The sequence below is a fragment of the Bacillus sp. TCT6 genome, assembly GCF_056033845.1.
Map to the genome: position 1 here is coordinate 3,774,418 of NZ_JBVYHX010000001.1, position 13,742 is coordinate 3,788,159.

A 13,742-nucleotide genomic window follows, 5' to 3' on the forward strand; every position below is an offset into this window, starting at 1 on the left:
AGAAGGTTTAACATGAAAGGAATACTTGAAAGAACATTTAAATTAGGTTTACACGAAACATCACCAAAACAAGAAGTTTTAGCTGGAGTTACGTCATTTTTCACAATCGTATATATTATGATTGTAAATGCGTCCATCTTATCAGATGCTGGCATTCCTCTTGAAGCTGGAATTTTAGCAACTGTTTTTAGTTCATTTGTCGGATGTCTACTCATGGCATTTTGGGCAAATGCACCTGCTATTCTTGTCCCTGGTATGGGTGTAAATGCATTCTTCACGTACACAGCTGTGCATACGCTTGGACTAACTTGGCAAGAAGCATTAGCTGCTGTCTTTATCTCTGGTATTATTTTTGCAATTGCCGCTTTTACACCAATCGCTCGCGTGCTATCAGTATCAATTCCAAAGTCATTAAAGGAAGCGATTACTGTCGGCATTGGATTATTTTTAGCGTTTATCGGATTGCAAAAAGGTGGTTTAGTCGTTTCGAACCCAAATACTGCTGTGGCAATGGGGAAATTAAGTAATCCTGTCGTTCTTGCGACATTACTTACTCTTATCATTGCACTTGTATTATTTATTCGTAACGTACGTGGAAACTTTTTATGGACGATTGCAATAGGAACTGGTATCTCATGGTTATTTGGTCTTGTGGATACGAGTCAAATGGGAAATAGTTCATTCTCATTCGCTAATTACGGTGATGTGTTTGGAGCTATGTCATTTGGGAAACTTTCTTCCTTACCATTTTGGATTGCAACATTCTCTTTAAGCATGGTGCTTATTTTTGAGAACATGGGACTTCTGCACGGTTTATTAGAAGATGATCGTAAATTCCCACGTGCTTACCAAGCCAATGCAATTTCAGCAATGACATGTGGTCTATTTGGCACAAGCCCTACCGTTTCAACAGTAGAAAGTGCCGCAGGTATTACTGCAGGTGGTAAGACAGGTCTGACGTCTATCGTTACTGGGTTGCTATTCTTTGCATCACTGTTTGCTCTTCCATTTGTCAAATTAATTCCTGATAGTGCCATTGCACCAATCTTAATTATTATTGGCGGTCTGATGATTACAAGCATTCAACAAATTCCTCTGAACGACTTTTCAGAAGGATTTCCAGCATTCTTAATTATCGTTATGATCCCGCTCACATATAGTATCGCTGATGGCATTGCGTTCGGATTTATTGCTTACCCTATCTTAAAAGTTGCTCTTGGAAAGCGTAAAGAAGTCGCACCATCTATGTATATCATTACATGCTTATTCTTAGCTATGTTTGTATTACATGCTATTGGTTAAGAAAAAACACCGAGGAAATCCTCGGTGTTTTTTACTTAAACCATCCTTTTTTATAAAACCATGCCATCATTCCGCCGCCAATTAATGCCATTAGAAGAAGACAAATAAAATAACTATATTGTCCACCAAGCTCTGGCATATGCGTAAAGTTCATTCCATATACTCCCGCAATAAATGTTAATGGCATGAAAATAGTCGAGAATACAGTTAATGTTTTCATAATGTTATTCATATGATGTGAGTTTAATGAAAAATAACTATCCCGAATATCCGCCGTTAACTCTCGACTTGCCTCAATCATTTCCGTAAGTTTAAGTAAATGATCATGTATATCTTTAAAATAAATCTCATGATCACTTATACCGTAAAAACGAGTGGAATTCAAAATACGATACAATAAATCACGCATTGGAATAATTGTACGTCTTAACTTAGATAAATCTGCCCTAATATCAAATACTTCTTCTAGCACGGCTCCTGCTGTCTCACCTGTTAAATTATCATCAATCGCATTTAAATGATCTTCAATGTAATATACAGGTGCGAAATAATCATCTACAATTTGATCAGTGATTGTATGTGCTACATGTAAAGGTCCTTTCTTAATCCGCCTCTTCTCACCAAGTGTTTTCCATACTCTTTCAATTGCATTATTATGAGAAAAATGGAAAGAAACAATATAGCGATCACTAACAAACAAATCAATTTCATGTGGTTCTAGCCCATCTTCTCCAAACGCGTGAAGAACTAAAAAGTTATATCCATCATAAAAATCAACTTTTGGCCTTTGTACATATTCTAGACAGTCTTCAATTGCAAGGGGATGGAACTTAAAATGGTCTTGCAGAATATATGTATACTCTTCTTTCGTTGGCTTATATAAATCTAGCCAATACCATACAATATGGTCTTTCTTTGTTTCTTCTAGAGAAACATCATATAATACTTCATCTGTTTTTGTTACTGCACAAATTCTAATCATAATTTCACCCATTATTATTATAAACAAAAAATAGTAAAAAAAGCCAAGGAGAAATCTCCTCAGCTTTTTTTTATTACTTCGTTACGATACCGTGTACTAAAGTTGGTGCATCTACGTGTTCTTTAGAGATCTTCATGTTCTCATAAATTTTCGCTTTTACATCTTCAACATTTTCGCGGTTCGCGTAAATTGTAACAAGGGATTCACCTTGCTTCACGCTATCGCCTACTTTTTTGCGCAGCATTAGACCAACTGCTAAATCAATTTCTGACTCTTTCGTTGCACGTCCTGCTCCTAAAAGCATTGCTGCTGTTCCGATTTCGTCTGCAACGATTTCTGATACATATCCGTCTTCTTTCGCTTCCACTTCAATTTTAAATTGTGCTTGTGGCAATTTAGAAGGGTCATCAACAACAGATGCGTCGCCGCCTTGCGCTGATAAGAACGTTTTAAATGATTCTAGCGCTTTTCCGTTGTTCATTACTTCAATTAGCTTTTCACGTGCATCTTCTAAAGATGAAGCTTGTCCAGCAAGGTACACCATTTGGCTTCCAAGTGTTAAACATAGCTCTTCTAAATCTTTTGGCCCTTTACCTTGTAATGTATCAATTGCTTCTTGTACTTCTAGTGCGTTACCGATAGCTTCACCGAGTGGTTGACTCATATCAGAAATAACTGCCATCGTATTACGACCAACGTTATTACCGATGCGTACCATTGCTTCTGCTAAACGTTTTGCATCTTCATCCGTTTTCATAAATGCACCTGCTCCAGTTTTTACATCAAGAACAATTGCATCTGCACCAGCAGCAATTTTTTTACTCATAATCGAACTTGCAATAAGCGGAATTGAGTTTACTGTTGCTGTTACATCACGAAGTGCATATAACTTTTTATCAGCAGGTGTTAAGTTACCACTTTGGCCGATAACAGCGATTTTGTTTTCATTTACAAGTCGCATGAATTCATCGTTTTCAATTTCCACATGGAATCCTGGAACTGCTTCTAATTTATCAATTGTACCACCAGTATGTCCTAAACCGCGTCCAGACATTTTCGCTACTGGTACGTCTAAAGCAGCTACTAATGGACCTAATACAAGTGTTGTTGTATCACCAACACCACCTGTCGAATGCTTATCTACTTTTACACCTTCAATAGCTGATAAGTCAATTGTATCGCCGCTATTTACCATTGCCATCGTTAAATCAGCACGCTCTTGGTCGTTCATATCTTGGAAGAAAATTGCCATTGCAAGTGAACTTACTTGATAATCAGGAATATCACCATTTGTATATCCTTCAACAATAAAGTTAATTTCTTCTGTCGTTAATGCATGTCCGTCACGTTTTTTTGCAATTAGGTCCACCATTCTCATTGTGAAGTCACCCCTTCATTTGTTTGACGATTGCTTTTACTAATGCTAAGAAGTTAGCTTTAACACGTTCTGTCGTTTCAATTACTTCATCGTGATGAAGTGGCTGATCTAAAATACCAGCTGCCATATTTGAAATACAAGAAATACCTAATACTTTCATTCCAGCATGACGTGCTACAATTACTTCAGGTACTGTTGACATACCAACTGCATCTCCGCCAAGTGTACGAAGCATACGAATTTCAGCAGGTGTTTCATATACAGGACCTGTCATTCCAACGTATACACCTTCTTGTACTTTAATATTTAAGTCTGCTGCAACTTGTTTCGCCATTTCACGAAGTTCTACTGTATACGATGTAGACATATCAGGGAAACGTACGCCCATTTCAGAATCATTTGGCCCGATTAATGGATTCGTACCCATGAAGTTAATGTGGTCTGAAATTAACATAAGATCGCCTGGCTCGAATGATGTATTTACACCACCAGCTGCGTTTGTTACAACAACCGTTTCTACACCTAGTTCTTTCATAACACGAACTGGGAATGTTACTTTTTGCATGTCGTATCCTTCATAGAAGTGGAAACGTCCTTGCATTGCTACTACTGTTACACCTTGAAGTGTGCCAAATACTAGTTGACCTGCATGGCCTTCTACAGTTGATACTGGGAACTCAGGGATTTCACTGTAAGGTACTGTTACTGCGTTCTCAATTTCGTCTGCTAATACACCAAGTCCTGATCCAAGGATTAGTCCTACTTGTGGTGTCTCTTGAAATTTCTCTTTTAAGTATGAAGCTGATTTTGTAATAAGTTCACGATTCATTTGTTTATCCCCCTATTTCTTTAGCTCGTTTAAGAAGCTTGTTCCGTATTCTGGCATTTTCACACCGAAGTTTTCTGCTACTGTTGCACCAATATCAGCAAATGTTTGACGAAGTGGTAACTCTTGTCCGCCTTCTTTCATACTTGGGCTATATGCTAATAATGGTACATATTCACGTGTATGGTCAGTACCAGGGTGAATTGGATCATTACCGTGGTCTGCTGTAATTAATAATAGATCATCTTCTTGTAGTTTTGCGAATACTTCTGGAAGACGTGCATCATATTCTTGCAGAGCCTCTCCGTATCCTTGTGGATCACGGCGGTGGCCGAATAATGCATCAAAGTCAACTAAGTTTAAGAAGCTAAGACCTGTAAAGTCCATATTTAATGTATCTACAAGCTTATCCATTCCATCCATGTTAGACTTCGTACGAAGTGATTCCGTTACCCCTTCACCATCATAGATGTCAGAGATTTTACCGATAGCAATTACATCGTAGTCACTATCTTTTAATTCATTCATTACTGTACGGCCGAATGGTTTTAATGCATAATCATGACGGTTTGGTGTACGTGTAAAGTTTCCAGGTTCACCAACGAATGGACGAGCAATAACACGACCTACCATGTATTTCTCATCTAATGTTAATTCACGTGCAATTTTACAGATTTTATATAACTCATCAAGTGGCACTACTTCTTCGTGTGCTGCAATTTGCAATACGCTATCAGCAGAAGTATAAACGATTAAAGAGCCGGTTTCCATTTGCTCTTGGCCAAGTTCATCAAGAATTTCAGTTCCAGAAGCTGGCTTATTACCGATAATTTTACGGCCTGTTTTTTCTTCTAATTCATCAAGTAATTCTTTCGGGAATCCTTCCGGGAACACTTGGAATGGTGTATCAATGTAAAGGCCCATGATTTCCCAGTGACCTGTCATTGTATCTTTACCAGTAGATTTCTCTTGCATTTTTGTGTAATATCCAAGTGGTTTCTCTACTTTAGAGATACCTTTCATTTCACGAATGTTACCAAGACCCAATTTCACCATGTTAGGCATTTGTAAACCATTCATATGTTCAGCAATGTGACCAATTGTGTCAGATCCCAAATCACCAAATTGCTCAGCATCTGGTGCTTCACCGATTCCCACAGAGTCCATTACGACTAGGAATATACGTTTATATTTATTCATAACTGCGACCTCCTATAAGTTCAGTTCTACTTCTTGTAGTATGTTCAAAACGCTATAAAGTGAAACTGTTATCCATAAGAATTCTCATTGTCAAACAGTACTTCTTTAAACCATTCTCTAACCTATTTCGTTTTACTTGAAACGACTCAAAAACATTTCTAGTTTTTTCTAAGTCAGATGTCAGACATCTGATACTGATATCATAACATGTTTACGCTTTCTTTTTAATACATTTTCGTAGAATTTCTCATTTTCTTCACACTTCTATTGTAATTCATTCTGCAACGAAGTGCTAATTTTTTTATGATTTATTTCTTCATATTAAAAATAAAAAGTAGCTCTAAAGAGCTACTTTTTATTTTACTTCTATTGTTTCTTCTTTATGTTCATGCAATTCGCCTTTTCTTACATGCACTTTCACTTTGTAAGCACCGTTCTCTTTGAAAGTATGTTTCGTTTCATACTCTCCTTTATTCCCTTCTTTCGCTGGAATAAATTCGTGTTTTTCAACACCATCTTTCCAAATCTCTAGTTGTACTTCAGCACCAGCTAATGCTTCTTCTTTTTGCTTTAAATGAACTTTCATTGTAGATTCAGCATTTGCCTTTATGTCTCCAGCCATAAGATGGATCATTGTGTCACTTTTATGATCTCCATGTCCTGCACTGTGATCACTATTTTCTTTTTTCGCATCTTCTACTTTCGCATTTCCTACAGCAACTTTCACTTCCGGCATAACGTGCATTTCACGTGCATTTGTGTGAGCGATAATATGGTATACTCCATCCGTTTCGAATGTTTTCTCTACTGCATAAACACCTTTTCCTTTATGCTTACCATCTAACATCTCGTGCTTTTCGTCGCCATCTTTCCAAATTTCAAACTTTACATCATCGGCATCCGTTACTTTTTCTTTCCCTTGTGTAACAAGTGCTTGTACTTCTGTTTTTTCACCTGGTTTAATTTCTTTCGGATTTGTTTGGACTGCTACTTTTACAGCTTCAAGTTTCTGTTCTTTTTTCGGTTCTTCTTTGTTTGTATTACAGCCAGCCAACGCTAGCATCGCGATAAATAAAGTTATAATCAGTTTTTTCATCATCATTTCCTCCTTTATACTTTATTTAGTATAGAGGAAATACATTGTAATATTCCAGTCTTCTGCTGAAAACAATATACGAAATGTTTGTGAAGTTTCTGTGAAACGGTCTTCCCTTCTGAATCTATGAAAAAAGAGCATAGTAACTATGCTCTTGGATGAAACTGTTTATATACATCTTTTAATCTAGTTTTTGAAACGTGCGTATAGATTTGCGTCGTTGAAATATCTGCATGACCAAGCATTTCTTGTACAGCACGTAAATCTGCTCCATTTTCTAATAAGTGCGTAGCAAACGAGTGACGCAACGTATGAGGTGTAAGCTCTTTTTCAATATTTGCTTCTTTCGCTAATCGTTTTAATATTTTCCAAAATCCTTGTCTTGATAATCGATTACCATGATGGTTTAAAAAGAGTGCATCTACTACTTTTTTCCCCATTAATTCTCTTCTTCCTTTTTCAATATACTTTTGAATCGCTTCCGTTGCTAAACTTCCTAGTGGAATAATTCTTTCTTTATTCCCTTTCCCTATGCAACGAACAAATCCCATCGTTAAATGTACATCTTCTAAATTGAGTGCAATCAATTCTGAAACACGAAGTCCTGTCGCATACAGTAACTCTAGCATCGCCTTATCACGTATCCCAAAAGCACTTGTCATTTTTGGTGTTTGAAGTAACGCCTCTACTTCATCAACTGATAATACTTTTGGTAATTTCCGTTCCCCTTGCGGCGTTTCAATATGTACGGATGGATCGTGTTCTACCGCTCGTTCACGAAGTAAAAATTGGTGGAACGAACGAATTGATGCAATATGACGCGCCAATGTTTTCGAAGATTTTCCGTTTTCTTTTAAATACTGCAAAAAGTTAACAATGTGTAAACGGGTCACTTCATGAAAAGTTTTCGTCTGTTCCACATTTTGCAAATACTTTACGTAGCTTTTTAAATCCCGTTCATAAGATACTACTGTATTCTTTGCTAATCCTTTTTCGACAACCATATAATGAATAAAATCTTTTAATTGATCTTCCACTCTACACTACTCCCCATTTTCATAGAAAAACATCATTCTATTTACGAAAGCATCCTTTGCCGGTTCTTCATTCCCTGATACTTTTTCTACAGTCTCTTCTTTAGGTTTTTCATAACGATGATAGCTTTCATATTCTTCATTTATCCATAGTATAGCGAAATAAAACAAAATCGTACAACTTGTAAATAATAAAAATACTTTTATTCCATCAAAAGTTAATTTTAAAGCTCGGCGCATTGTAAATTCCTCCAAAATATAAGTTATTACAACATATGCCAAGCTTTCACCAATTTATACCTTATTCAAATAAAAAACCTCTTCCTAGATAAATAGGAAAAGGTTATTTTTCATCCGTTTCATTTTCTTGACAATTTTTACAAATCCCATGGAATGTTAAACGATGATCTTTCACCTTAAAGCTCCAGTCTCGTTCTACTTTCCTTTCCACTTCACCAAGTAAATCTTCTTGTATTTCTTGTACAGCACCACATTGTGTACAAATCAAATGATGGTGAAAACGCTGCGCACCTTCTTGGCGTAAGTCATAGCGTGAAACACCGTCTCCGAAGTTAATCTTATCGACAACTTTTAACTCAGATAATAGTTCTAAAGTTCGATAGACGGTTGCTAATCCGATCTCTGGCGACTTTTCTTTTACAAGGAGGTAAACATCTTCTGCGCTTAAATGATCTTCTTCATTTTCTAGCAGCACACGAACTGTTGCTTCACGTTGCGGTGTTAATTTATAGCTCGCTGCATGTAATTGCTTCTTAATTCGTTCAATTCTTTCTTCCATTCGGTACTACTCCCTCCTCGCCACTCTTACACCATTATATCAGAAGAAGGGCTTCTGTCAAAAGAAAAACAATAAAAACAAATTGATAATTATTCTCAAAAAATATTTATTTTTTATTAATAGCCTCAACAACTTCTTTCATTAAAACTGGTGATGCGTAAGCCTCCACACTACAAGCCATTGCTAATACCGCTCCAATTACAAGAAAGAAACATGTATACCGGATTAATAATGGTAATAGTGGCTCGGTTATTTTTCTAATAAATTGATGCCTAATCATCCGTAAAGAAAAACTTGCAGCAATGGTTGTCATAATGAGAAAGACTGGAATGATAATTAAATTTTGTGGCAAAACAGATACAAATGCTAATAATAGTCCATTCCATCCATGCTGACTTACTAAAAAACCAACTGTAAATCCAACAACAACTCCTTTTACAAATAATAAAATAAAAATAAGTGGTAATCCAATAATTGAAATCCCTAAAATCCAAATAAATCCGATGTATTTTAATTGCGAAAAGTAACTTTCTCGAAACATTTCGCCCGCAATGGCAAATTCTCCTTTAGAGACTTGTCCAAAAAAACGTTGTAAATAAAATGATAAATCTTGTTTTTGATTGATTTGTAAACTATTCACAAGAATGGCTCCAAATATTACTCCCATCAATAATAAAACAGCGTTAAATATATATAATGAAGAGTTTTCCTGTATGTGAGACATTACAAGGTCTTGCCAATTTTTTCGCCACATTTTTCTTCCCTCCGTTCACACTCTTATTAAAAATGTATGAAAGAAAGAAAAAAGTATGACGAATTAACATTGAAATTCCGCTCTACTTTGCTAAACTAAAAAGTAGAGAATAGGAGGGATTTCTCTTGAAACCATTATTATTAGATTTTCCAACATTATTTCAAACTGAACGCTTACAAGTTCGTAAACCATTTCCAGGTGATGGTGCAGAAGTATATGAAGCAATCCAAGCTTCTCTAGAAGACTTAGTACCGTGGGTACCAATTAACGCTGAAACAGAAGAGAGTGCTGAAGAAATTGTTCGCGAAGCTCACGGACAGTTTTTACTTCGTGAAACACTTGATTTTCACTTATACGATAAAGTATCTGGTACATTCATCGGAGCAATTACACTAAAACCTGAAAACTGGGATATTCCAAAGTTTTCACTTCACTTCTGGTTGCATAGCGATTATACAAAACAAGGCTATATGACTGAAGCTGTTAAAGGCGCTATCCAATTCGCCTTTGATAAACTAGGCGCTAGAAGAATTGAAATTCGTACTGATGCAACAAATATAAATGCATGTAGCTTAGCAGAACGTTTAGAATTCATTCTAGAAGGTACAATGGAAAATGATTTCCTAGCACCAGACGGTAGCTTACGTGATGCACGTGTATATGCAAAAATCAATTAAAAACACTCGCCTTTGGCGAGTGTTTATTTTTGTAGTTGTAAATATTGTACTGCAAACATCGTCTTCGCATCATGAATACGAAGATTTTTCATAAGAGTAATCGCTTCTTCTAACGATACTTCCATTAATTCCACAAACTCATCTTCATCTAACTCAGCTTTATTTTCTTTTTTTGTCAAACCTGTCGCTTTATATACATATAAAATTTCATCTGCGAATCCTGGAGATGTATAGAAAGAAGTAATAAGCTCCATATTTTCACATACATATCCTGTTTCCTCTTCTAATTCACGAACTGCTGTTACCTCTGGTTTTTCACCAGGCTCTAACTTGCCGGCTGGAATTTCTATAATCGCCTTTTCAAGCGCTTTACGATACTGCTCAACAAGCACAATTTTCCCCTCATCTGTAATAGCAATAATCGCAACTGCACCAGGGTGATTTACAATTTCACGTTTACTCATTTCTCCATTTGGTAATACTACATCATCAACACGAACTTTTATAACTCTACCATCAAAAATCGGCTCAGTTTTTACTGTTCTCTCTGTAAGATTACTCATACTACTTCATCTCCCTGTTCTATTTCCTATTCTTTCTTCATACATTTTACCACATTGAAAGGAGCGTGATAGAAATGAAAGTTTATATTTTACCAAATCGCATCACGTTAGTCGGAAAAGCATGGCAAATTCGCCATAAGCTAAAACAATATAGCAAAGAGTATACAACTGTACAAGAGTGGATTACAGCAAATAAAATGAAACATTAATCCATTAAGCTCACATTAATTATGCTTTTACGGGCAGTTAATGCAAAGCGAAAAGGAAACGTTTGTCAACCTCTTTTCCCTCTCGTACAATAAAGGTAAGGAGGTTGACCTATGAAAAAACGTCAATTAGGAAACTCAGATTTATTTGTTACAGAAATGGGCCTTGGCTGTATGTCTCTCGGTACATCTGAAACAGAGGCTATGCGTATTGTCGATGAAGCAATCGATTTAGGAATTAATTTTTTTGATACAGCAGATTTATATGATTACGGATTAAATGAAGAATTTGTTGGAAAAGCCTTGAAGGGGAAACGAGACAAAATTGTTCTTACAACGAAGGTTGGAAATCGTTGGACAGAAGAAAAAAACGGCTGGTCTTGGGACCCTTCTAAAGCTTACATAAAGGCTGAAGTAAAAGAAAGTTTACGTAGACTTCAAACTGATTATATTGACCTTTACCAACTTCACGGCGGAACGATTGAAGATCCAATAGATGAAACAATTGAAGCTTTTGAAGAATTGAAAAAAGAAGGTATTATCCGCCATTACGGTATTTCTTCTATACGTCCAAATGTAATCCGTGAATATGCAAAACGCTCAAACATCGTTAGTGTACTAATGGAATATAGCCTTTTAAATCGTCGTCCAGAAGAATGGTTCCCGCTTCTGAATGAATACCAAATTAGCATCATTGCTCGCGGACCACTTGCAAAAGGAATTTTAACTGATAACAATGCAAGAAAAATAGAAAGAGTAAAGGAAAAGGATTACCTCTCTTATTCTTACGATGAATTACATACAACTCTAGCGAGTGTAAAAGAAACGATTGGAGAAAGCTCTTTAACAGGAACAGCTATTCAATATTGCTTACATAATAAGACTGTTGCAGCTGTTATACCTGGCGCAAGCTCTCTTCAACAATTGCAGGAAAATATACGAGCTAGCCAACAGTTACCTTTAACTAAAGAAGAATATGTACAACTTCAAAAAATTGTTAAATATGACACATATGCTTTGCATCGTTAAAAATATCGAATTACCGATAAACAGAAGACTGTCTCCTTTATTAGGAGACAGTCTTTTTTATAACGTATCATATTTATCAGGATTTGTGCCTACATGTAAATCGCGATTCAACGTGTTAATTTGATTTATCTCTTCTTCAGTTAGTGAGAAATCAAAAATAGTAAAGTTTTCTTTAATACGAGATGGTGTAACAGATTTAGGAATTGTAACAATCCCGCTTTGAATATCCCATCTTAATATAACTTGCGCAGGTGTTTTTTCATATTTGTTAGCAATAGCCTGAATGATTGGATGCTGAAATACTTCTCCGCCCCTCATTAACGGACTCCACGCTTCCATTTGGATTTGCTCACCTTGACAATGATTACGCAATTCAAATTGCGTTAACATCGGATGAAGTTCTACTTGGTTCACCATCGGCTTCACTTTGCAATTTGGTAATAACAATTCTAAATGATGTTTATGAAAATTAGAAACACCAATCGCACGCACTTTACCTTCTTCATATAATTTTTCTAACGCTCGGTACGTATCCACATACTTCCCTCTTACTGGCCAATGTATTAAATATAAATCTACATAGTCCATTTGTAATTTCTTTAAGCTTTTTTCAAACGCCTCGAGTGTCTCCTCGTATCCTTGATCGTCATTCCAAACTTTTGTTGTAATAAATAGGTCTTCTCTTGGAATTCCTGATTCACGAATCGCTTCTCCGACACCGCTTTCATTTTCATACACAGTTGCTGTATCAATCGAACGGTATCCAACTTCTAACGCTGTTTTTACTGCTTGTTTTACTTCGTCGCCTTCTTTTGCTTTATAAACGCCTAGACCAATCATCGGCATTTTCACGCCATTATGAAGTGTAGTTGTTGGAATATACACAGTCGTCTCCCTTTCATTGTTACATTTTTTTATAAGCCACAACTTTATTTCAACAAGATTCATCCCAAAAGTCAAAACATACGTACAGTTTACATAACACTTTTATATAGCTAAAAAATAACGTGAACTCATTTATTCACGTTATTTTCTCTCCATTCTTTCGCTTTTTCATCCACATTGCGCACAAACTCATTTTTCCCTTCCGTATATAACGTGCCATCATATGTATACTTTTCGGCCAATTCTTTCTTTAAGGTTGCATATGCCTCTGCTTCTTCACAATGAGCCATCATATAATCACGAAATGCTAAATGCCTTACTATCTCTGGATTTCCTTTTTCAAACACGTGTAAATGATACAAACGTTTTTCTTCCGTTCCATGGATAAAAAATCGGCGTCCTGAAATACCATTTTCCCCTTTTACGATGTAACCAAGCTCTATAAATCGTTCATTCCACCTATCTACCCTTTCAATACTTTCTACTTCCATGATCATATCAATAATAGGTTTAGCTGCCAGTCCTGGCACTGACGTACTTCCAATATGATGAATTTTCACCGTTTCTGGCATCGCTGTTTTTAATCTTTCAGCCTCCATTTGAAATTTTTCACTCCAATGATTTTCATGCGGAACAACTACAATTTTCCTCATAATAACTCCCCTTTTCTTACAAGCTCGTCAAAAAATGATCAGTGAATTTCACTGATCATTTTTTTATTATTTAAAGTCTTTCCAAGTAAGGTTACTTTCACTTAGCAGTTCTTCAAATGATTTATTCTTTTCACGTTCTTTTTGTTCTTTGCGCTTTCTTTCCAGTTCAGCTGCCTCTTTTTCCTCTTCTCTCACTTGCAACTCTTTCTTCTTACTCTTTAATTGTTGCATGAGTGAATCATTTAATTGATCGCCTAATGTAAGTGTTTCTTTCTTTGGTGGATTCACTTGCGATTGTCTTTGCATTTGTCTTTGTTTCTTTTTCTTCATGCTACTCACCTTTTACTTTTTTCTCCAT

17 protein-coding genes are annotated in these 13,742 nt (G+C 36.2%); 4 read left to right on the forward strand and 13 right to left on the reverse strand.

Translation table 11 applies throughout. The features are described 5' to 3' along the window. Positions 1-12 precede the first annotated feature (12 nt). Positions 13-1,302 carry an NCS2 family permease gene (locus tag AC0ONG_RS19140; protein ID WP_000676243.1) on the forward strand — a complete coding sequence of 430 codons (1,290 nt, stop codon included), beginning with the start codon at positions 13-15 and terminating at the stop codon, positions 1,300-1,302. Positions 1,303-1,333: 31 nt separating this feature from the next. Here the strand turns inward: AC0ONG_RS19140 and corA are convergent, their stop codons facing one another. The 9 genes from corA to spoIIM all read right to left on the reverse strand — a co-directional run bounded on the left by corA (position 1,334) and on the right by spoIIM (position 9,341). Further along, positions 1,334-2,296: a magnesium/cobalt transporter CorA gene (corA, locus tag AC0ONG_RS19145; protein ID WP_002026281.1), complete on the reverse strand. Its 963-nt coding sequence runs from the start codon at positions 2,294-2,296 to the stop codon at positions 1,334-1,336. Positions 2,297-2,357: 61 nt separating this feature from the next. Beyond that, a complete protein-coding gene (locus AC0ONG_RS19150; RefSeq protein WP_001243069.1) occupies positions 2,358-3,662 on the reverse strand; it encodes a pyrimidine-nucleoside phosphorylase in 1,305 nt (434 codons plus the stop codon). Positions 3,663-3,669: 7 nt separating this feature from the next. Continuing rightward, positions 3,670-4,491 carry a purine-nucleoside phosphorylase gene (locus AC0ONG_RS19155; protein WP_001078446.1) on the reverse strand — a complete coding sequence of 274 codons (822 nt, stop codon included), beginning with the start codon at positions 4,489-4,491 and terminating at the stop codon, positions 3,670-3,672. Between the two features lie 12 nt (positions 4,492-4,503). Beyond that, complete coding sequence (deoB, locus tag AC0ONG_RS19160; protein WP_001046081.1) at positions 4,504-5,688, reverse strand: phosphopentomutase; 1,185 nt, start codon at positions 5,686-5,688, stop codon at positions 4,504-4,506. Between the two features lie 355 nt (positions 5,689-6,043). Continuing rightward, on the reverse strand, positions 6,044-6,784 hold the full coding sequence (locus tag AC0ONG_RS19165) for a FixH family protein (protein WP_000733454.1): 741 nt from the start codon (positions 6,782-6,784) through the stop codon (positions 6,044-6,046). 146 nt (positions 6,785-6,930) lie between these two features. After that, positions 6,931-7,821, reverse strand: coding sequence for a site-specific tyrosine recombinase XerD (xerD, locus tag AC0ONG_RS19170; protein WP_000390088.1), 891 nt, complete (start codon positions 7,819-7,821; stop codon positions 6,931-6,933). A 6-nt stretch (positions 7,822-7,827) separates the two neighbouring features. Beyond that, entirely contained in the window at positions 7,828-8,058 is a 231-nt protein-coding gene (locus tag AC0ONG_RS19175; protein ID WP_001250432.1) for a YqzK family protein, read from the reverse strand. 103 nt (positions 8,059-8,161) lie between these two features. Then, complete coding sequence (fur, locus tag AC0ONG_RS19180; RefSeq protein ID WP_000392657.1) at positions 8,162-8,617, reverse strand: ferric iron uptake transcriptional regulator; 456 nt, start codon at positions 8,615-8,617, stop codon at positions 8,162-8,164. Positions 8,618-8,723: 106 nt separating this feature from the next. Beyond that, positions 8,724-9,341, reverse strand: coding sequence for a stage II sporulation protein M (spoIIM, locus tag AC0ONG_RS19185; RefSeq protein ID WP_223308695.1), 618 nt, complete (start codon positions 9,339-9,341; stop codon positions 8,724-8,726). A gap of 155 nt (positions 9,342-9,496) precedes the next feature. Here spoIIM and AC0ONG_RS19190 point away from each other — a divergent pair, with 155 nt between their 5' ends. Continuing rightward, the gene (locus AC0ONG_RS19190) at positions 9,497-10,048 is read left to right on the forward strand and encodes a GNAT family N-acetyltransferase (protein WP_000803497.1); all 552 of its coding nucleotides are present in this window, start codon (positions 9,497-9,499) and stop codon (positions 10,046-10,048) included. Positions 10,049-10,071: 23 nt separating this feature from the next. Here the strand turns inward: AC0ONG_RS19190 and AC0ONG_RS19195 are convergent, their stop codons facing one another. After that, positions 10,072-10,611, reverse strand: a complete 540-nt coding sequence (locus AC0ONG_RS19195; protein ID WP_000067931.1) for an NUDIX domain-containing protein — start codon at positions 10,609-10,611, stop codon at positions 10,072-10,074. A gap of 74 nt (positions 10,612-10,685) precedes the next feature. On the opposite strand from AC0ONG_RS19195, the gene mciZ reads away from it, so the two are divergent. Further along, positions 10,686-10,820, forward strand: a complete 135-nt coding sequence (mciZ, locus tag AC0ONG_RS19200; protein ID WP_000870291.1) for a Z-ring formation inhibitor MciZ — start codon at positions 10,686-10,688, stop codon at positions 10,818-10,820. A 111-nt stretch (positions 10,821-10,931) separates the two neighbouring features. Further along, the gene (locus AC0ONG_RS19205; RefSeq protein ID WP_000747233.1) at positions 10,932-11,846 is read left to right on the forward strand and encodes an aldo/keto reductase; all 915 of its coding nucleotides are present in this window, start codon (positions 10,932-10,934) and stop codon (positions 11,844-11,846) included. 57 nt (positions 11,847-11,903) lie between these two features. Here AC0ONG_RS19205 and AC0ONG_RS19210 read toward each other — a convergent pair whose 3' ends face one another. The 3 genes from AC0ONG_RS19210 to AC0ONG_RS19220 all read right to left on the reverse strand — a co-directional run bounded on the left by AC0ONG_RS19210 (position 11,904) and on the right by AC0ONG_RS19220 (position 13,714). Continuing rightward, entirely contained in the window at positions 11,904-12,731 is an 828-nt protein-coding gene (locus AC0ONG_RS19210) for an aldo/keto reductase (RefSeq protein WP_000275862.1), read from the reverse strand. Positions 12,732-12,859: 128 nt separating this feature from the next. Beyond that, positions 12,860-13,384, reverse strand: a complete 525-nt coding sequence (locus AC0ONG_RS19215; protein ID WP_001227184.1) for a GrpB family protein — start codon at positions 13,382-13,384, stop codon at positions 12,860-12,862. 66 nt (positions 13,385-13,450) lie between these two features. Beyond that, entirely contained in the window at positions 13,451-13,714 is a 264-nt protein-coding gene (locus tag AC0ONG_RS19220) for a YqkE family protein (protein WP_000727553.1), read from the reverse strand. Between the last annotated feature and the right edge of the window lie 28 nt (positions 13,715-13,742).

Coding starts and splice junctions, on each gene's coding strand:
- AC0ONG_RS19165 (WP_000733454.1), bottom strand. CDS start 6,784: ATGAAAAAACTGATTATAACTTTATTTATCGCGATGCTAGCGTTGGCT.
- AC0ONG_RS19205 (WP_000747233.1), top strand. CDS start 10,932: ATGAAAAAACGTCAATTAGGAAACTCAGATTTATTTGTTACAGAAATG.
- AC0ONG_RS19195 (WP_000067931.1), bottom strand. CDS start 10,611: ATGAGTAATCTTACAGAGAGAACAGTAAAAACTGAGCCGATTTTTGAT.
- AC0ONG_RS19175 (WP_001250432.1), bottom strand. CDS start 8,058: ATGCGCCGAGCTTTAAAATTAACTTTTGATGGAATAAAAGTATTTTTA.
- AC0ONG_RS19215 (WP_001227184.1), bottom strand. CDS start 13,384: ATGAGGAAAATTGTAGTTGTTCCGCATGAAAATCATTGGAGTGAAAAA.
- corA (WP_002026281.1), bottom strand. CDS start 2,296: ATGGGTGAAATTATGATTAGAATTTGTGCAGTAACAAAAACAGATGAA.
- deoB (WP_001046081.1), bottom strand. CDS start 5,688: ATGAATAAATATAAACGTATATTCCTAGTCGTAATGGACTCTGTGGGA.
- AC0ONG_RS19155 (WP_001078446.1), bottom strand. CDS start 4,491: ATGAATCGTGAACTTATTACAAAATCAGCTTCATACTTAAAAGAGAAA.
- spoIIM (WP_223308695.1), bottom strand. CDS start 9,341: ATGTCTCACATACAGGAAAACTCTTCATTATATATATTTAACGCTGTT.
- mciZ (WP_000870291.1), top strand. CDS start 10,686: ATGAAAGTTTATATTTTACCAAATCGCATCACGTTAGTCGGAAAAGCA.
- AC0ONG_RS19150 (WP_001243069.1), bottom strand. CDS start 3,662: ATGAGAATGGTGGACCTAATTGCAAAAAAACGTGACGGACATGCATTA.
- fur (WP_000392657.1), bottom strand. CDS start 8,617: ATGGAAGAAAGAATTGAACGAATTAAGAAGCAATTACATGCAGCGAGC.
- AC0ONG_RS19220 (WP_000727553.1), bottom strand. CDS start 13,714: ATGAAGAAAAAGAAACAAAGACAAATGCAAAGACAATCGCAAGTGAAT.
- AC0ONG_RS19140 (WP_000676243.1), top strand. CDS start 13: ATGAAAGGAATACTTGAAAGAACATTTAAATTAGGTTTACACGAAACA.